Genomic DNA, 18,140 nt, shown 5'->3' on the forward strand with positions numbered 1-18,140 from the left:
GTCAGTTGATGGTGACGTTGGCGCTGGTGGCCACGCCGTTCGGCGTGGTTACCGTGACCGTGAATTTGCCCTTCGAAGCTTGCGATGGGCAGCCCACCGTGACCAGGTGGGACCCCGGTATGATGCTTTGGCCAACGGCCCGCACGACATTCGGCACCTTCACGCTGCCGGGGACCACCGGGACGAATGTGGCGCCGAACAGGGCATTGAAGTCGAGCACGGTCCCGGCCGGCATGATGTTGTTGCGCTCGTCTTTCACCGTCACCAGGATGTCGGCGGTCAGGTTGGCGTTGCACACGGGCGCCGTCGGCGAGAAACTGATCACGGCCCTGCTGCCCGAGAAGATCAGGCCGACCTGCCGCGATATATATTGCACGTACGGGCTCCTGGTTGGCGGCGAGCGCAGCACGCCGTTGTACACGCCGTCCCCGGGTGTGCTGCACTTCGTATTCTGGTTCAGGCCGATGCACGGTTCGCCGCTTGACCAGGCGCCGTTCTCGTCGTCGTCGCGGAACACGTCGGGACTAAGGTCGATGAACGCTTCGCCGCTGTCGTAGACGTTGTTGCCATTGGCGTCGATCAAGGTTTCCTCGCCCTGTGCATAAGCCAGTACCACGACCTTGCCGTCGGATTTGCGTGGCGCCCCCGAACGCAATTCGACCGTGCAGGTGCCGGAGCCGGGACCGACCCGCGAATTGGTGGTCTGGGAGGTGCCGGGCGGTACGCCAGGGACCACGTTGTCCGGGGTGGCGCCGGGAGGCGGCAGCGAACCGGTGACGCAGGAGGCGCCGATCACGCCCGCGCTGGTGGTGAAATTGACGGCGGTGCCATCCGGCGCCGGGTTGCCGAAATGGTCGCCCAGGCTGGCTGTGATGAAGCTGCAGGACAGATCGAACTCGAACCCCTCGCAATTGCCGGTGGAGGCAGCAAGCGAGAGATGGCGCTGGTCCGGTACGCCGGTAGAGATCACCAGGATGTTCGAGAGCGTGGTAATTTCCGTGCCCCTTACCCTGGCGACCACGCTGACCGAAGTTGGAATGGTGCCGGCGCTAACCAGGGTGGTCACCGTGCCGTCCGCTCCCGAAGTAGCCGAGGCCGGAGTGAGCGTCAGTCCGCCGATGGTGCCGACCGCCATCGTATCGGCGAACAGGAAATCGATCTGCTTGCCCGAGGCAGGGTTGCCGGTCACGTCCATCACCTGGAATTTGAGGGTGGAGAATTCCTGGCGGCCGAAGCCGCCGGTGCCCTTCAGCGCAATATTGGTGGTGTTCGCATTGATAAACTTGATCGAACCGGCGGCAGCGGGCAGCACGGTCAGCGTGCCGGCCCGGCTGATGTTGCCGCCCAGCGTGACGCTGGCGGTGATCACGTCCGGCACCCCGCAGCCGCGGTCGGAATAGCTTGCCGTCGCGACGCCATTTTGCGTCAATACTGGTGAACCGATGGAAGCCCGGCCTGCCGCCACGCAGGGCGAGGTGAAGCTGACCGGGAGCACCGGCAGATAAGGCGCGCCATCGCTTTGGACGGTGACGCTGACGCTGGCATTGCCGCCCGCCGACAAGATGGAAGGCGTCATGGTCAGGCTGCTCAGCGCGAGGGCCTTGAATCCGACGCTATAGTTCAATGACGCCGATGCCGGGACAGCGCCCACGCTGGCTGCGGCCTGGGCGGTGTAGGCGCCCGCCTGCGTGCCGGCATTGATGCCGACCTTGGCGATGCCGCTGGCGTCGGTCAGCGCGGTGCCGGAGGGCGGTTCCATGACCGAGGTTTTGTCGCTGCTGGAGAATGTGACGGCGACGTTTGCTTGCGGCACGCCAGCGCTGTTTCTGATGGTGGCCGAGAGCGTGCCGCTGCGTTCGGGCGAGATGGCGGTGGTGGGGGCGCCGCCGGTGTCGGCCAGCGACAGCGTAACCATGCTGGCCGGGGCGCTGACGGCGTAGCTCACTTGCGCGGTCAGGTTGCCGCTGGCGAGGGCGGCGGTCGCGGTGGCGGTGAAGGCGCCGGCCTGCGTGCCCGCATTCAGGCCGATCCTGGCCACGCCGCTGGCGTCGGTCAACGCGCTGCCGGAGGCGGGACTGAGAACGGCAGTTTTGTCGGACGTGATCACGGTCACGGTGACGTTGGGCACGGCATTGCCGCGCGCGTCTTTCAGCGTCAGCACCAGGGTACCGCTGCGCGACTGCGAAATGGAGGTGATGGCGGCGCCGGCCGAATCGGTCAGCGCCATGGCCAGTGAGGAGGCGGTGCTGGACGGCGTGCTGGTGGTGCCGCCGCAGGACGGCAGGGCGGGATCGCGCCCGGCGTCAAAGCTGACGCATCCGCCGCTGGGGCCGCCGCCGCCGCCGCCACAGGCGGTCAACACGCTCGCCAGGACGGCGGCAAGCAGGAACTGTGCTGGTCGGGAATACCTCGATAAGTCTCGCATGTGCCACCCCAATTTGGTTGGATTTGGAATTGTTCTGGACGCTCAATCGTTGCTGCTGGTGTTTGTGCTGATGCCGGTGCCGAGGGCGGCCAGCAAGGTGGCGGCGTTTTCCGCGCTGGCCAGCTGGGCTGGCGCGTCTTTGCCCAGCACCAGGCGCAGCTCGGTGCGCGTGCGCGGCCCGGCGTCCTGCAGCGTGGCCTGGCCGCGCAGCGCGGCTTGCAGCTCGGCAGCCTGCTGGCGGTAGCCGGGGCGGTACTCGATGGTGGTCTGCTGCTGGCGGTAGGGCTTTTCGTTGCTCAGGCGCTCGACCGGGATGCCCAGTTGCGCCAGTGCGCGGCGGAAGCGCTTGGCCAGGCCGGGCACGCCGTTGCCGTTGGCAATTTCCAGCTGCGCTAGCAGCGCGGCGGAAGGCGCCGGCACGGCGGGCAGCGGCGCAGGGGCCGACGATGCAGTGGCAGGCAATGGCGCCACGGCCAAGCTGGTGGCGGTCGCTGCCACGGTTGCGGCAGCATCGCTTGCTATTTTCGTGGCGGCTGCGGCGGCCGCTTCGGTCGCCGCGTGGCGCAACTGGAGCTGGCGCAGCTGCTCCTGCACTTCGCGCAGTTCGGCGCGAGTTGGCGGCGGCAAACCGGCGTCGACGGCCTCGGCGGCGGCAGGCAGCGGCAAGCGCGTGGCCGGCACCGCTGGTGCGGTGGCGGTGGCGGCAGGCATGGGGGGAGCGGCACCGGCGGACACCGCCGGTACAGCTTGCACTGCGGTTCCAGCGGCCCCGGCGGAGGGACTGATCGCGGTGCTGATGGGTGCTGGCGCTGGCGCGGCGGCCAGCTGGGCGCTGGCGGCGCCGGCGGCAGCCGCCGCTTCGGCCAGACGCAGATTGTCTTGCGCACGGGTGCTGGCTGCGTCCAGCGCCAGGGCGCGGCGCAGCATGGCGATGGCGGCTTGCTGGTCGCCCATCAGGTGGTACACATAGCCCAGGTTGTTGCTCAGCTGCGCTTGTGCCGGGTAGTCGTCCACCAGGGCCAGCAAGGCGTCGCGCGCTTCGGCCAGACGGCCCTGGCGCGCGTCGATGGCCGCCACCGCCATGCGGGCGTCAAGCTGGCGGCCGTCCAGCGCGAGCGACTGCGCGTAGGCCCCCATCGCCAGCCCGATCTGGCCGCGCTCCTGGTGGTATTTGCCGAGCCGGTACCAGGCGGCCGCGCCCTGGTCGCCGCTGTGCTGCATGCGCAGCAGCGGCTGCACGGCCAGCGCGGTGGTGTGCGGCGGCGACGCGCAGCCCAGCAGCAGTACCGCGCTGCAAGCGGCCAGCAGCGGTGCGGGAAGGCGGCGCGTGCCGCTGATGCGCACGGCTGCGGCGCGGATGGTGGACTCGCGGGAAACGGACGCGCAGGACATGGAATCGTGAGACATGGAATCGTGGGACATGGAATCGTGGGACATGGAAGTCTCCTTATTGGCTGCTCATGCCGGGCAGCAGCACCCGGTAGATCTGGATGAAAGCCGGCCCCATCAACACCACCAGCAGGGACGGGAAAATGAAGAAAATCAGCGGGAACAGCAGCTTGAGCGCGATCTTGGCGGCTGCTTCCTCGGCGCGCTGGCGGCGCTTGGTGCGCAGCGTTTCGGACTGCACCCGCAGCGAATCGGCCACGCTGGTGCCGAAACGCTCGGCCTGGATCAGCATGGCCACCAGCGCGTCGACGTCGTCCACCCCGGTGCGTAGCGCCAGGTTGCGCAGCGCGCGGTCCTTCGGATTGCCGGCGCGCAGCTCCAGGGTCACCAGCTTGAGCTCCTCGCTCAGCACCGCGCTGCGCAGGCTGATCTCCTGCGATACCCGGCCCAGCGCGGCGTCAATCGCCAGCCCGGCTTCGACGCACACCGTCATCAAGTCCAGCGCGTCGGGGAAGCTCTCGAAGATTTCGCGCTGGCGCTGCTTGACGCGCATGCGCAGCAGCTGGTTGGGCAGGTAGTAGCCGGCGGCCGCCGCAATGAGTAGCCACATCAGCAGCGAGTTGCCCTCCAGGCGGCCGACGCCCACGTTCAGCCCCAGGTACAGCGTCAGCGGCAGCGCGATGGCCAGCGCCGTCTTGGCCGCGAAGTACAAGGTGGGAGCGGTAGGATGGCGCAGGCCGGCATTCATGAAGCGGGTGCGGATTGCCGAATTTTCCCAGCTGTTCTCGGGCGCGGATAATTGCCCCAGGGCCGAGGCCCAGCGCGTCATGCGCGCGCTCCACGGACCGGGTGCGCGCCGCTTGCGCTCGGCCGAATCGCCGACCTCGGCCAGGCGCTGCTGCACCGGACTGCGCGACAGCCGGCTCAGCATCAGCAGCACGGCGCCGAACACGGCCACGAACAGCAGGGCCAGGCTGGCTAATTGGAATGGACTCATGGCGGACTCCCGGTTCTACAGGTCTACAGGTTCGGAGGATGCGGCGCGCGCTACACGCGGATATGGATCATCTTGCGCATGACGAAAAAGCCCAGCAGCATCTGGCCGCCGGCGAAGCCGAGCATCATGCGTCCGGCCGGATCGGTAAACAGCACGTTCAGGAAGGCCGGGTTGGCCAGCTGTATCATGGCGGCCGCGCCGAAGGGCAGCAGGCCCAGCACCCAGGCCGACATGCGGCCCTCGGCCGACAGCACGCGCACCTGGCCCAGCAGCTTGATGCGCTCGCGGATGATGGTGCTGATGTTGTCGAGCAGCTCGGCCAGGTTGCCGCCCGTCTCGCGCTGGATGGTGACGGCGATGACGAAGTAGCGCAGGTCGGTGCTGGGCACGCGGGTGGCCAGGTTCATCAGCGCGTCCTGCATGGCGATGCCGAAATTGACCTCGTCGAAAGCGGTGGCGAACTCGCCGGCGATCGGGTCGCGCATCTCGTTGCCCACCATGTTGAGCGCGGTGGGGAAGGCGTGGCCGGCGCGCAGCGCGCGGCCAATCAGGTCGAGCGCGTCGGGCAGCTGCTGGTCGATCTGCTGCAGGCGGCGGCGCTTGCGGCGCATCACGTACTGCAGCGGCAGCAGGCAGCCGGCCGCGCCCACCGCCAGCGCCAGCAGCGGCGGCAGGCCGGCCCACAGCGCGGCGATGGCCACCGGCACGACCGCCAGGCCCATCAGCGTCAGCAGGCGCGACACGCTCCAGCTCAGGCCGGACTGTTCCAGCAAGCGGTCGAGCTGGTGCGCGCGCGGCATGCCCAGCAGCAGGCGCTGCATCAGCGGCGACTTGCTCAGCAGGCGCTGCTTGATCATCGAGCTGCCCTGGCCGTTGGCGCCGGCCGACATCATGCGCAGGCGGCGCGCAATCCGTTCCGCCTCCGGGCCGCGGCTGGCGTTCCAGCCCAGGAACAGGCCTTCGACCGCCAGCACCACGGCGATGAAGATCAGGATGCCGAAGATGTAATAGAGATAGTCCACGATGGTTCCCCTAGTCAGGCCCGCTTGGCCGCCGTCCCGTTACGTCAGATCCCGGCTGGGATCGAACAGCGTCTCGTCCACCGTCACGCCAAAGCTCTTCAGGCGCTCGCAAAAGCGTGGCCGCACGCCGCTGGCACGGAAGGCGCCAAGCACCTTGCCGCCCTGGTCGACCCCGGTCTGCTTGAAACTGAACACTTCCTGCATGGTGATCACTTCGCCCTCCATGCCGGTGATTTCGGCGATCGACATGACCTTGCGCTTGCCGTCGGTCAGGCGCGCCACTTGCACCACCACGCCGATGGCCGAGCTGATCTGCTGGCGCATGGCTTTCACCGGCAGGGTGGCCGCAGCCATGCTGATCATGTTTTCCAGCCGTGTCAGCGCCTCGCGCGGATTGTTGGCGTGGATGGTGGCCATCGAGCCCTCGTGGCCGGTGTTCATGGCCTGCAGCATGTCGAGCGCCTCGCCGCCGCGCACCTCGCCCAGGATGATGCGGTCCGGCCGCATGCGCAGCGCGTTGCGCACCAGCGAGCGCTGCGTCACCTCGCCCTTGCCCTCGATGTTGGGCGGGCGCGTTTCCAGCCGCACGATGTGGGGCTGCTGCAGCTGCAGCTCGGCCGCGTCTTCCACCGTGATGATGCGCTCGGCGTGGCTGATGAAGCCGGAAATCACGTTCAGCATGGTGGTCTTGCCGCTGCCGGTGCCGCCCGAGATCAGGATGTTGACCTTGGCCTTGCCCAGTCCCTGCAGGATGGTGGCCATGCCGCTGCTCAGGCTCTGGAATTCCACCAGGTCGGCCAGGCGCAGCGGCTCGGCGGCGAAGCGCCGGATCGACATGATCGGGCCGTCGATCGCCAGCGGCGGGATGATGGCGTTCACGCGCGAGCCGTCCGGCAGCCGCGCGTCGACCATGGGGCTGGACTCGTCGATGCGGCGCCCCACGCGCGAGACGATCTTGTCGATGATTTTCATCAGGTGGGCGTCGTCGGTGAAGCGCACCTCGCTCAGTTCCAGGCGGCCGCCGCGCTCCACATACACCTGGCTGTGGGTATTGACCAGGATGTCGGACACGGTCGGGTCGCACAGCAGCGGCTCGAGCGGGCCGAAGCCGAGCACCTCGTACTGGATGTCGCGCGTCAGGCTGCGCCGCTCGGCGTCGTTGATGACCACGGTGTCCTCGTCCAGCAGGCGGCTCACCAGCACTGCCAGCTCGTCGCGGATCTGGCCCTTGCTCAGCTGCTGCATGCCCTCCAGGTCGACCCGGTCCAGCAGGGCCTGGTGGGTGCGGTGTTTCAGGGCCTGGTAGGTGGTGCTGTCGACGCCGCCCGCTTTCGGCAGCGCGTACGGCGCCGTGCTGCCGAAGGCCGAGCCGCCGCTGGTGAGGCGGTCACGCAGTGATTGGGTTTCCGAGGTCATGGCGGGTGTCTCCTGTATTGGGTGAAAGTCCGGGACTAGGCGCGCTTGAGCATGCGCGACAGCCAGCTGCGCGATTCTTCGGCGTTGTCGCCGACCAGCGTGCGCGCCATTTCCAGCAGCGCGCGGGAAACCGGGCTGGTGCGCGCCAGCTGCAGGATGGGCACGCCCTGGTTGACCGAGGCGGCAGCCGCCTCGTAGTGGTTGGGCACGGTCTTGTACATGGGCGAGCCGAACGCTTCTTCGCAGTCGCTCAGGCGGATCTCGCCGCTGGCGGCGTAGCGGTTGACGATCAGGTGGATCTTGTCGCGGCTGTAGTCCAGCGAGCGGAACAGGCCCAGCAGGCGTTTGCCGTCGCGGATGTAGGGCAGGGTCAGCTGCAGGATGGGGAAGATCATGTCGGCGTGGTCCAGCGCGCGCACGCTCACCGCGTCCAGGCTGCGGCCGATGTCGAGCAGCACGAAGTCGTAGTGCAGGCGCGCCAGCTGCAGCAGCTGCTCGGCGTGCTCGGGCTTGACGTCGTTGGCCTGGGCCGGGTCGTCCGGCGCGGCCAGCACATGGAAGTTGGGGCACACCTGCACCATCGAGGCGGCCAGGAAGGACGCATCCAGGCGGTGGATCTGCTGCGCCACGTGCGACAGCGTGGCCAGCGGCTTGCGGTCGGACACGAACAGCGAGGCGTCGCCGAACTGCAGGTTCAGGTCCAGCAGCGCCACCCGCTTGTTTTCCTGGGTGGCCAGCGCGTAACCCAGGTTGGTGCCCAGGAAGGTGGCGCCGCTGCCGCCTTTGCAGGAGATGAAGGCCAGCACCTTGCCCAGCGAGCGGTTGCTGGCGCTGAGCTTGTCTTCGATGCGGCGCATGGCCGCGTGCAGCTGGGACGGGTCGAGCGGCGCGGCCAGCACTTCGCGCACGCCGCTGCGCATGGCGCGCAGCAGGAATTCGGCCGGCTGCGGCTGGCACACCAGCACGATGGCCATGGCCGGGTTGCGGCTGCTGAGCACTTCCAGCTGCTCCAGGTCGGCGCTGTCCAGCGTGGCCTGGTGCAGCAGCAGCACGGCCGCGCCGCGCGGCTCCTGCAGCCGCGCCAGCGTGCCGGCCACCACGTCGATTTCGTCGGCAGTGCTGCGCTCGCGCAGCAGCCGGGCTATTTCCAGCAGATTTTTTTCCGCTTGCGACACAACGATGATACGCATGATGCTGCTCCTTGAGGTCAATCGCACACCGGGTTGGCGATGCCGTCGATGGCGCTGCGCATGCTCTCGCGCGGCAGCGTGGTGCTAAACGCCGGCAACGTCAGCGCCAGCGGGACAAAGGGTATATAAGTGGCCACCGTGGTGCCGGCCAGCACGCTCACCGTGACGCTGGTGCAGGTGTTCAGGTCGCACCCGGCCGGCGCATAGGTCACGCTGATCTGGGCCGTGGGCAGGATGTCCAGGATGTTTTGCATGCGCGTCTTGATGGCGCTGTCGTTGATGTCGCACACGGCCGCCACGCGCGCGCCCAGGCGGGTCGCCTCCACGCCCGCGTTCCAGTAGTACAGCATGCGGCCCATTTCCATCATGCCCAGCAGCAGCATCAGGAACAGCGCCACCACGATGGCGAATTCGACCGCGGTGGTGCCGCGCTGGCGGGCCGAGAAATGGCGTGTGGTTGGCGTTTTCATAGGATCTGCCGCATGGTGGTGCTGACGTCGCTGAACGTGATGGTCGCGCCGGTCAGGTTGGTAAATACCGGCAGCGGCACCACCGGGGTGAACACATAGCCGCTGATGGTGACGGACACCAGGTTGATCACGCCGCTGCCGGTGGCCTGGTTGGCGTGCGTGCCGGCGCAGCTGGTGCTGTCGCACACACTGACCATGGCCGTGGTCAGGCCCGGCAGCAGCGTGCTGCCGCTGCAGTCGCGCGTGCCGTACACGGCCAGGCACTGGGCGATGGCGATGTCGGCGGCGTCGCCGGGGCCCTGGCCGGACAGGTAGCGGGTGGCGTCGCGGGTGGCCTTGATCAGCGAGTTGTACTGGTACATGGCGCGCCCCAGTTCGGTCACGCCCAGCGTCAGCGGCACCAGCACCGTGGCCAGGATGGCCAGTTCGATGGCGGCGGTGCCGGCCTGGCGCCGCAGCGCCGGGCGGCGCCCGCGCAGGGCGCGGAGCGAGGAGCGGAAGTCGGACGTGTGCATGGCCGCTCCTATTGCACCAGGGCCGGCACCAGCGGCCCCATGCTGCTTGGACCGCCCACCGCGCCGGAAGTGGCGCATGCGCTGGACAGGTCGGTAGACTTGCCGCGGTATTCGAGGAACACCTCGTCGTCGTCCTTGCCCATGGGGTGCAGCATCAGCACGCAGGCATAGCCCAGCACCGGTACCTGTTGCGAGCCGGTGCCGCCGGCCCAGGCCGCGCAATTGACCACCGGCGCGGTCACCAGGCGGCGGTCGGCGCCATACTGCTGGTGCTGGGCGGCGCTGCTGACGGCCGGGTTGCCGATGATGTTGATGCCGGACGCGCTGTCGCCCTGGTAGGGCTTGAACAGGGTGCGCGCCGCCAGGAAGTTGCTGGTGCTGCCGCTGGTGCCGCCGTAGGCGTTGAATTTGGACGGCCAGCTGGTGGCGGTATAGGCAAAGCCGGTGTAGTCCGGGGTGGCCGTGGTGACGCTGTCGCTGCCCTGGTACAGGCCGAAGCGGGTGTTCCAGGCCTTGGCCAGGCTGGCCTTGTTGCCCTGCTCGCCCACGTTGCTGGACGAGGAAGTGCTGCACTGGCCGGTGCCCTTGAGCAGGTCGCCCAGCTCGCTGGCGCCGCCGCCCGGCGGCGTGAAATCGATCCAGTCGAAGCTGCCGGTGGCCGACGAGCTCAGCTTGCTGGTCACCCACTGGCCCACGGTCAGGCCGGCGAACGGATTGCTGGAGGTGCCGGTGGCGGTCATGCACACGCCGATCGGAATGGCGCAATTGGTCTGGGCCGGCGACAGCGAGGCCACCGCGTCGGCGTTGATCGATTGCGCGCCTACGCCCAGCACCTGCATGAACCAGGGCAGCACGCCGGTCTGGCGCGGCTGGCAGCGCACGTATTTGGCGGCCGGGCTGGCGCCGGCGGCGCGCGACAGGTAGGACGAGGCCGGCCCGTAGGTGGTGCTGAAGGTGATGTCGGCGGCGGTCAGCTGGGCCGAACCCAGCGGGCTGCCCTGGAAATCGATGCGGTTGCGTCCGGCCACCGCCAGGCCGGCGTTCTCGGCGTTGATGAGGAAGCTGGCGGCGCAGGCGCCGGCCGACGGGTCGCAGGTCAGTTCGCGCGAGGCGGCCAATGCGCAAGCATCGGCTGCGTTCTGCAGCTCGGTCTTCTGCATGTACAGGCGGCCGCCATCCAGCGCCAGGCCGGCAAAGCCGATCAGGATGGGCAGGGCAATGGCGGCGATGACCGCCACGGCGCCGCGCTGGCGCCGCTGGGCTGGGGACAGGAGCGAGAACATGGCGGCGCCTATTTGCCTTTGCCGCTGCCGATGCCGATGGTGAAGGCCTGCGGCTGCGGTTCCGGCGCCTGGAACGATTTCTGGTACTGGGCGTAGGCGCTGGCGGCGGCGCGCCCGTCGATGCCGTCGGCCGGCCTGGCCTGGCGGCCGGCCTCCGGGTAGCGCACCTGCTGCACGTTGAGCATGCGTACCGACTGCTCCATCTGGGCGTCCAGCAGCGGCGACTGCTGGGCGCAGCCGGCCAGCAAGGCCAGCAGCGATGCGGCCACGGGGACAAGGAAAGTGGAAGTCTGCATGATGGACTCCTATTTGAGGTCAAAGCCGCCGCCGGCGGCGGCTGCGGTGGAGGCGGGGGCGGCCGGCGGCTTGCCTTCCAGCTTGCCCTGCAAGAAGAACTCGCTGCGGCTGGGCTGGATGTAGCCGTCGGTGGGCAGCTTGTAGTCCAGCGGCAGCGGCTGCACCAGGCGCGGCGTGATGACGAACACCAGTTCGCTGCGGTCGGTCTGGAAGTCGCTGCTGCGGAACAGCGCGCCCAGCACCGGGATCTCGCCCAGCACCGGGAAGGCCTTGACGTTGGTGGTGACGTTGTTCTTGATCAGGCCGCCGATCGCGAAGCTCTGGCCGTCGCGCAGCTGCACCGTGGTGGTGGCGCGGCGCGTGGTGAACGAGGGCAGGATGGCGGTGGTGTTGACGCCGGTGGCGGTGATGCCCACGCCTTCCTTGTTCAGGTCGGACACCTCGGGCGCCACTTTCAGGTTGATCAGGCCGCCCGCCAGCACGGTGGGGGTGAACTTGACCGCCACCCCGAACTCTTTCTCCTCCAGCGTGATGGTCTGCTGGCCGCCGTTGTTGTTTTGCGCCACCGGGATGAAGATCTTGCCGCCGGCCAGGAAGCTGGCTTCCTGGCCGCTGATGGCCATGATGGTCGGCTCGGCCAGCACCTTGATCAGGCCGTCGCGTTTTTGCGCATCCAGCGTCAGGAAGTTGCCATTGCGGTTGTTGAAGCCGTCGAGCACGGCCGGGTTGTTGCTCAGTAAATTGGTCAGCATGGTGTAAGTCCAGGAGCCGATGGTGCGGCTCATGCCCAGGCTGGCGCCCAGCTGGTCGACCAGGGTCTTGGACACCTCGGCCACTTTCACCTCCAGCATCACCTGCTGCGGCGCGGCGATGGCCAGCATGTTGACCACCTTGGGCGCCGCCTGGCCCTGGCCTTCGGCCTGGCCCTGGGCGGGACTGCGGCCGCGCTGCAAGTGGGCGTTGGCCAGCGCCAGCACCTGTTCAGCCTGCACCACGTCGGCCACCGTGCCGGACACGATGATGGTGTCGCCGGCCGGCGTGATGCGGATCGATTCGCTCACTTTTTCCGGCAGCATCGCATAGCTGGCCTTGAGCACGGCAGTGTCCATGCTGACGGTCACGTCCAGGATGCTGGCGTCGCCCTGCTGGTTCCACATGATGACGTTGGCGGCGCCGGGCCGCTTGCCGATCAGGTAGAGCTGGTTGGGCTGGATGTACTTGGCGTCCAGCACGCAGGGATCGCTGACGAACAGGCGCGCCACCGGAGCGTCGAGCGGGCGCAGTACCGAGCGGCCCTCGGCCAGCGACACGGCCGTGGTCAGCGCCGGGCCCTTGGCCGCAGGCAGGCGGCGCGGCGCTTCCTGCACTTTGCCGGGTTCGCCCGCCGTGGTCACGCCTTCGCAGCCGCCGGCGGCCGCTGCCGCGGCCAGGGCGGCGCCCGGACTGGCCGCCGCCAGGCAGGCCGCGATGGCCAGAAGGTGCCGGCGCGCCGCTGGCGCCCTTGTGCTGAGTGGTTTCATGTGATGGTCTCCTGTGGCTGGCCGAAGCGGCCGCGCAATGGCGTTCGTGGCGTTCATGGCATTCAATCGCATTCAATGGCGTTCAGTAGCGTTCAGTAGCGTTCAAAGCTGACGGCGGTGCCGCGCATGACTTCCACCATGTCAGCTTCGCGCGGCGGCTGCGCCGGGCGGGGGCGCACCAGCACTGCCGCCCGGGCCGGGGCTGGCGCCGGCGGCGCGGCCGCCAGCTTGGCGTCCAGCAGGCTGGCCTTGGTGGCGCCGGCGGTACGCACCGGGTCGGGGTCGGCCTGGTTGCGCAGCACCAGCGACAGGGTGCCCACGCTGCGCGCCAGGTCCAGCCGCTCGGCCTGCTGCGGCGACAGTTCCAGCGTTACCGCGTTGACCACCTTGGGCTTGGTCTCGTCGCGTCCCGCTTCCTGGGCGATGGCCAGCACCAGTATCCGTTCCAGCACGATCTTGGAGATGCTGGCGTCCTTCATGCCGCGCGGCCCGTCCTCCTGGGTGTTGACCAGCACGTCGACGAAGTTGCCGGGCAGGGCGAAGCCGGCCACGCCCACCACGTCGTTGACCCGCACCGTCATGGCGCGCTTGCCCTCGGCCACCACCGCCGACAGTCCACCCTGGGTGCCGGGCGGCGCCAGCTTGCCTTCCATCAGCGGCTCGCCGCGCTGCAGGCTGGAGCGCGTCACGCGCGAGGCCAGCAGCTTGGGGTCGCTGATGGCGCCGGGCGGCATGGCGTTGGCCGGCCAGTCCACCATGCGCACCATGTCGGGGTTCAGGCGCGAGCCCAGCGCGATGTCGACCAGCGCCACCGCCACCTTGCCGGTGCCGGCCTGGCTGGCGGCCTGTCCATTGATCCAGCGTGCCGCCACCAGCACGGCGCCGCCTGCAAGTATCACGGCGATCAGCATCATCACCAGTGCGCGTGTGTTTCTCATGTTCGTCTCCTCTGCCTTGCCGGCGTTGCGCCGGGTTCAGGCGCCAGTGAAATAATTGTTCCAGGCCCAGTCCAGCACCGGCCGTCCCAGTTGCGGTGTGCAGCCCTGATAGCGCGCCAGGTCGCACACCTGGCCCAGGATGTCGCGCGGATAGCAAGCCATCAGCGCGCGCTGCTGCGGGCCGTGCAGCTGGTCCAGCAGGTAGCGGAAGTGCTCCTCGGCGTATGGGATAGCCAGCTGTTCGCACTGCTGCTGGAATACCCGCTGGTACTGCGCCTCGGTCAGCGCGCCGACGTGGATCTTGTAGCCCAGCCGGCGCAGGAAAGCTGCGTCGGCCAGGTCGGCCGGCGCCAGGTTGGACGAGAACACCACGGTCACGTCAAACGGAATAGGGAACTTGTAGCCGCTTTGCAGCGCCAGGAAATCGAGGTGGCGGTCCATCGGCACGATCCAGCGGTTCATCAGTTCGCTGGGCGAGCAGCGCTGGCGGCCCAGGTCGTCGATGATGAACACGCCGCCGTTGGCCTTCAGGTGCGGCGGCGCCAGGTACAGGCGCGAGCCGGTGTCGAAGCGCAGGTCCAGCATGTCCAGGGTCAGCTCGCCGCCGGTCAGCACCGCCGGGCGCGTGCTGCGCAGCCAGCGCTGGTCACGCGGTGCGCGGCGGTCGAACATGCCGGGCGGCGGCCCGCCTTCCTCTATCATGCTGTGCACCAGTGGGTCGTACAGCGAGATGACCGCGCCGTCCACCATCAGCGCGTAGGGCAGCGTGATCTCGCCTTGCAGCAGCAGGCGCAGGCGCTCGGCCAGATAAGTCTTGCCGCTGCCGGCCGGGCCATGCACGAACATGGCGCGGCCGGAATTGAGCGCCGCGCCTAGCTGGCCGAGCAGCTCGGTGCTGATCACCAGGTGGCCCATCACTTGCTGCATGCGCTCGCGGGTGATGCCGATGTGGCGCACGCTGTCCTGCTGCACCTGGGCCGCGTAGTCGGCCAGGGGCACCGGCGCCGGGCCGGCGTAGGCGTCGCGCCGCAGCACGTCCAGCGCCCGCACGCGCCCGGACTCGGTCAGGTTGTAATATAGGTCGGCGTCGGTGCCGCTGCTGCCGCGGCGGCCGATCTCACACAGCTTTTCGGCGCGCATGAAGGTCAGCAGCGGATCGAGCACGCTGGGCGGCAGCTTGCTCAGCGCGGACAGCTCGGCCAGGCGCAGCTGGCCGCGCATGGCCAGCAGCTTGCCCAGCAGCTCGGTCAGGAACATGAACGGCAGGCCGGTTTCCTCCACGGTGCGCGGCGCGGGCTTGCGCGGCGTGCCCTTCAGCGGCAGCGGCGGCTGTGCCGGCGCGGCGGCAGGGCGGGACAGGACGGCTTGGGCGGTATCGGCTGGCATGGCGGGACCTCGGGTCAGAACAGCAGGGGAATCAGGCGATATTTCACCTGGCCCATGTAATTCAGGTACTGCACGTCGCGCGCCAGGAAGCGCTCTTCACGCACGATGCGGGCCATCAGCAGCACCACGCCGAGCAGCACCAGCAGCAGGTTGGCCAGGCTGGTGTTGACCAGCACGTAGCCCAGGTACATCAGCAGGTAGCTGGCGTACAGCGGGTGGCGCACCAGGCGGTACAGGCCGCCGGTCTTGACGGTGCGGCGCGCGGCCACCAGGCCGAAGCTGCGGTTCAGCGACAGCAGACCGCCGATTTGCAGCAGCACGCCGGCGGCGATCATCGCCGCGCCGCCTGGCAGCATGCCGCTGGCCGTGGGCGTGAACAGCAGCGGGGTGGCGGTGCCGGCCAGCGCCAGCAGCCAGTCCAGCGGCGCGTCCGACACGGCGGCCGGGCGGTCGCGCAGCAGGAACAGCATGGCCACCAGCGATTCGGAGCCGGCGAACAGCAGGTAGCTCCAGGCGCCGGTATGCTGCCAGGCCAGCAGGTGGCTGTAGCAGAAGCTGATCCAGACGCCGGCCAGCAGCAGGGCGCCGCAGGCGTGCAGGGTGCGCGAAGCAAGCAGGCAGCGCAGGGGAGTGGTCGTTGTTTTCATAGCAGGTCTCGCCAGGCTGGAAGGTCGGATAGCAGCAGCTGCAGGGTGGTGCCCGCCGCAATGGCGATGGCATACGGCAACTGGCCGGTGGGTGCGGTGGGGGCGTCCACGCTGACGCGGCCGCCGCCGATGCCGCGCAGCATGGTCGACAGCAGCATGGTGCGCAGGTTGTTCCAGACTCGCGCCAGGTCGCCGCGCTGCGCGGCCACCGCCAGTCCCAGCAGGCCGCCGGCCAGCAGCGACAGCAGGCCGGCCCCCAGCACCTGCTGCGGGCCCAGGAAGGCGCCGGCCATGGCCAGCAGCTTGACGTCGCCGGCGCCCATGGTGCCCAGCATATACATGGGCAGCAGCATGGCCAGGCCCAGCGCCATGCCGGCCAGCCCGAGCAGCAGACCCAGCGCGCCAAAGGGGTGGGCGTACAGGCCGGCGCCGGCCGGCAGCATGCCCTGCAGCGCCAGGCCGGCCAGCGCACCCGGCAGCACCAGGGCGTTGGGAATGCGGCGCGCCTTCACGTCGTGCCAGACGGCTGCCGCCATCAGGCCGAGCAGCAGCAGCAGCGGCAGCGCCATGCGCGGGTCGGCAGCCAGCCGCGTGGCCAGGCCGGTCATCGAGGCAAGTACGGCGTCGGTCATCGCGGCGGCCATGGAGCCAGCCGGCAATTCCGCCACTGCGTGGGCCGCTGGATTAACCATGATGCGGCCTCCCGGCCGGCAGCGCGCGGCCCGGTATCTGGCGTGGCAGTCCGTGTTGCAGCCAGCCGGTCAGCTTCCACAGCAGCGCCGCGCCGATGGCGCCGACGTAGCCGTCCACCGCGTAGTGCCAGCCCAGGTGCACCGAGCCAATCATGATGAGCAGCGCGAACGCGGTCAGCGCCATGCCGGCAGCGCGGTTCAGGCGCCAGCCGGCCAGCGCCATCAGCACCGAGCTGGCCACGTGCATGCTGGGCATGGCCGAAATTGCCATGCCGGAGATGGCGCTGCCATTGCGGTAATCCTGCCACAGCATTTCCTGCACCCGCAGCGCCAGCAGCGGCACCTCGCGGTCGGCCAGATGCAGGGCCTGCATCTGGGCGGCGTAGGGATTGGCGCCGTCCAGCACCAGGCCGTAGTAGCACGGCCCGGCCGAGGACATCAGCACCGCCAGCACGTTGCCCAGCAAGGCCCAGGTCAGTACAAAGCTGAACAGGAACTGCATGCGCAGGGCGGCGCGTTCGCTGCTGAACACCAGCCAGTAGGTCAGCGCGAACATGATGAAGAACCACAGGTGGTAGGCCAGGTTCAGCGCGGCCGTCAGCAGCGGATGGCCGAACGCCGCCTGCAGCCAGACCCAGGGCGCGACGCCGCCGTGCAGCGCCAGGTCCAGTTCGGCCAGGCGGCGGTCCAGCGCGAATGGCTGTATCAGCGGCACGGCCGCTTTCAATTCGGTGAAGCTACCGGCAAACAGCGACAGCAGCAGCATGGCCGGCAGCGCGAACAGCACGCGCTCGCGGCTGAGGTAGCCGCGCAGCTGCTGGCCCAGGTGGCGCAGCAGCAGGCGGGGACGGATGAACAGCATGACGTACAGCGCATAGCCGGCCAGCGCGAACAGCGGGCCGACCAGCAGCGACGAGGCGTAGCCGGCCAGCAGCGTGCCGAGCCCGGCGCCGCTGTGGTAGCGGATACGGATGGCGGCGGCGGCCAGCGCGTGCACGGCGACCGCCAGGGCCAGCCAGCGGTGTGCGCGCAGTGCGGGGGCCAGTTCGCGCAGCAGCGTTGCCGGCGCCGATGTCGTCATGGATTTCATTGCAGGGCAAGGACGATCAAGTCCCTGGCGTAGATGTACATATTGCCGAGCGCGTCGCCGAAGGCGGTGGCGCCGACGATGACCACGCCTGCGATCAGGGAAGCCAGCAGTGCGTATTCGATCGCGGTAACGGCCGAGCGGTCGTTGAGAAAGCGGCAGAGGCGGCGTTTCATGGTGCCCTCGCTGTGTCTGGTGTGGGGAGTGCGGTGGCGGAGGCCGGGCCGAAACGGGGGCTCACCCCGTCCCGGAACCGCCGTCTTGGTTTAGGCCGCTGGCGTGACGCCGCTGATTTTGGTGCTGATGTTGGTAAACATCGTGTTCAGCTTGGTCCCCACGGCAGTGACGCCGACGATGATGGCTACTGCGATCAGCGCAGCGATCAGGCCGTATTCGATTGCGGTGACACCGTCTTCCTGCTGCCAGAATTTTTGAATTGCTTGCATGATGATTCTCCTTTGGTTAAAGAAATGCACCCCGATGTGTAGCCTCTGCAACCGCGGTGCGGCGGTTCAGATTCCCTTGCCCAGCGCCAGCAGCAAGATGATGCAAACCACGCTCACCAGTGCCGCCAGCAGTACCGCTTCGTAAAAGGTGGCGCCCTGTTCGCTGCCCAGGAAACCCCGTGTGGAGACCGGCCTACTGTCTGCTGCTTGCATGCTGTTCTCCTCGCGGGGCCGTGCTTGGATTAGCGCTGCCATGGAAACAATATATTCCTGGGGGAATTGAGCTACATCAGATGAATGTCCTTTTTTCGTCCATGACACACACCCTATTTCCATTTCCAACAGGCAGGACATTTGTCATGGAAGCACGTAATGGCGCGGCTTGCAGGGAGGTAGTCGCAGAATGACAACACGCGAAAA

General features: G+C 68.3%; 19 protein-coding genes. All 19 read right to left on the reverse strand.

Features of this window, described 5'->3' with window-relative positions:
• Nucleotide 1 precedes the first annotated feature (1 nt).
• The 19 genes from ASD15_RS24825 to ASD15_RS32645 all read right to left on the reverse strand — a co-directional run bounded on the left by ASD15_RS24825 (nucleotide 2) and on the right by ASD15_RS32645 (nucleotide 17,933).
• Nucleotides 2-2,362: a hypothetical protein gene (locus ASD15_RS24825; RefSeq protein ID WP_157201138.1), complete on the reverse strand. Its 2,361-nt coding sequence runs from the start codon at nucleotides 2,360-2,362 to the stop codon at nucleotides 2-4.
• Nucleotides 2,363-2,467: 105 nt separating this feature from the next.
• Nucleotides 2,468-3,862, reverse strand: a complete 1,395-nt coding sequence (locus ASD15_RS24830) for a LytR C-terminal domain-containing protein (protein WP_057157706.1) — start codon at nucleotides 3,860-3,862, stop codon at nucleotides 2,468-2,470.
• Between the two features lie 10 nt (nucleotides 3,863-3,872).
• On the reverse strand, nucleotides 3,873-4,811 hold the full coding sequence (locus tag ASD15_RS24835) for a type II secretion system F family protein (RefSeq protein WP_057157707.1): 939 nt from the start codon (nucleotides 4,809-4,811) through the stop codon (nucleotides 3,873-3,875).
• Nucleotides 4,812-4,861: 50 nt separating this feature from the next.
• Nucleotides 4,862-5,833 (reverse strand): type II secretion system F family protein, encoded by a 972-nt coding sequence (locus tag ASD15_RS24840; RefSeq protein WP_057157708.1) that lies wholly within the window; start codon nucleotides 5,831-5,833, stop codon nucleotides 4,862-4,864.
• Between the two features lie 39 nt (nucleotides 5,834-5,872).
• Nucleotides 5,873-7,249 carry a CpaF family protein gene (locus ASD15_RS24845; protein ID WP_057157709.1) on the reverse strand — a complete coding sequence of 459 codons (1,377 nt, stop codon included), beginning with the start codon at nucleotides 7,247-7,249 and terminating at the stop codon, nucleotides 5,873-5,875.
• A gap of 35 nt (nucleotides 7,250-7,284) precedes the next feature.
• Nucleotides 7,285-8,439 carry an AAA family ATPase gene (locus tag ASD15_RS24850; RefSeq protein ID WP_057157710.1) on the reverse strand — a complete coding sequence of 385 codons (1,155 nt, stop codon included), beginning with the start codon at nucleotides 8,437-8,439 and terminating at the stop codon, nucleotides 7,285-7,287.
• Between the two features lie 17 nt (nucleotides 8,440-8,456).
• The gene (locus tag ASD15_RS24855; protein ID WP_057157711.1) at nucleotides 8,457-8,909 is read right to left on the reverse strand and encodes a TadE/TadG family type IV pilus assembly protein; all 453 of its coding nucleotides are present in this window, start codon (nucleotides 8,907-8,909) and stop codon (nucleotides 8,457-8,459) included.
• Complete coding sequence (locus ASD15_RS24860; RefSeq protein WP_082552126.1) at nucleotides 8,906-9,424, reverse strand: TadE/TadG family type IV pilus assembly protein; 519 nt, start codon at nucleotides 9,422-9,424, stop codon at nucleotides 8,906-8,908. The genes ASD15_RS24855 and ASD15_RS24860 overlap by 4 nt, the downstream gene beginning before the upstream one ends.
• A gap of 8 nt (nucleotides 9,425-9,432) precedes the next feature.
• The gene (locus ASD15_RS24865) at nucleotides 9,433-10,707 is read right to left on the reverse strand and encodes a pilus assembly protein TadG-related protein (protein WP_057157712.1); all 1,275 of its coding nucleotides are present in this window, start codon (nucleotides 10,705-10,707) and stop codon (nucleotides 9,433-9,435) included.
• A gap of 8 nt (nucleotides 10,708-10,715) precedes the next feature.
• Complete coding sequence (locus tag ASD15_RS24870; protein WP_057157713.1) at nucleotides 10,716-11,003, reverse strand: hypothetical protein; 288 nt, start codon at nucleotides 11,001-11,003, stop codon at nucleotides 10,716-10,718.
• A 9-nt stretch (nucleotides 11,004-11,012) separates the two neighbouring features.
• Nucleotides 11,013-12,524 (reverse strand): type II and III secretion system protein family protein, encoded by a 1,512-nt coding sequence (locus tag ASD15_RS24875; RefSeq protein WP_057157714.1) that lies wholly within the window; start codon nucleotides 12,522-12,524, stop codon nucleotides 11,013-11,015.
• Between the two features lie 92 nt (nucleotides 12,525-12,616).
• Nucleotides 12,617-13,462, reverse strand: a complete 846-nt coding sequence (gene cpaB, locus ASD15_RS24880; protein WP_057157715.1) for a Flp pilus assembly protein CpaB — start codon at nucleotides 13,460-13,462, stop codon at nucleotides 12,617-12,619.
• 36 nt (nucleotides 13,463-13,498) lie between these two features.
• Entirely contained in the window at nucleotides 13,499-14,848 is a 1,350-nt protein-coding gene (locus ASD15_RS24885) for an ATP-binding protein (RefSeq protein ID WP_200954078.1), read from the reverse strand.
• A 14-nt stretch (nucleotides 14,849-14,862) separates the two neighbouring features.
• Nucleotides 14,863-15,495 carry an isoprenylcysteine carboxylmethyltransferase family protein gene (locus ASD15_RS24890; protein ID WP_057157716.1) on the reverse strand — a complete coding sequence of 211 codons (633 nt, stop codon included), beginning with the start codon at nucleotides 15,493-15,495 and terminating at the stop codon, nucleotides 14,863-14,865.
• A complete protein-coding gene (locus ASD15_RS24895) occupies nucleotides 15,492-16,187 on the reverse strand; it encodes a prepilin peptidase (protein ID WP_229418324.1) in 696 nt (231 codons plus the stop codon). The genes ASD15_RS24890 and ASD15_RS24895 overlap by 4 nt, the downstream gene beginning before the upstream one ends.
• The gene (locus ASD15_RS24900; protein ID WP_057157717.1) at nucleotides 16,180-17,268 is read right to left on the reverse strand and encodes a phosphatase PAP2 family protein; all 1,089 of its coding nucleotides are present in this window, start codon (nucleotides 17,266-17,268) and stop codon (nucleotides 16,180-16,182) included. The genes ASD15_RS24895 and ASD15_RS24900 overlap by 8 nt, the downstream gene beginning before the upstream one ends.
• Nucleotides 17,269-17,273: 5 nt before the next feature.
• Complete coding sequence (locus ASD15_RS31995; RefSeq protein ID WP_082552128.1) at nucleotides 17,274-17,450, reverse strand: Flp family type IVb pilin; 177 nt, start codon at nucleotides 17,448-17,450, stop codon at nucleotides 17,274-17,276.
• Between the two features lie 90 nt (nucleotides 17,451-17,540).
• The gene (locus ASD15_RS24905) at nucleotides 17,541-17,720 is read right to left on the reverse strand and encodes a Flp family type IVb pilin (protein WP_082552129.1); all 180 of its coding nucleotides are present in this window, start codon (nucleotides 17,718-17,720) and stop codon (nucleotides 17,541-17,543) included.
• Nucleotides 17,721-17,786: 66 nt separating this feature from the next.
• Nucleotides 17,787-17,933, reverse strand: a complete 147-nt coding sequence (locus ASD15_RS32645; RefSeq protein WP_157201139.1) for a hypothetical protein — start codon at nucleotides 17,931-17,933, stop codon at nucleotides 17,787-17,789.
• Between the last annotated feature and the right edge of the window lie 207 nt (nucleotides 17,934-18,140).

The organism is Massilia sp. Root351, assembly GCF_001425045.1.
In the GTDB taxonomy this organism is placed as follows: domain Bacteria; phylum Pseudomonadota; class Gammaproteobacteria; order Burkholderiales; family Burkholderiaceae_D; genus Rugamonas.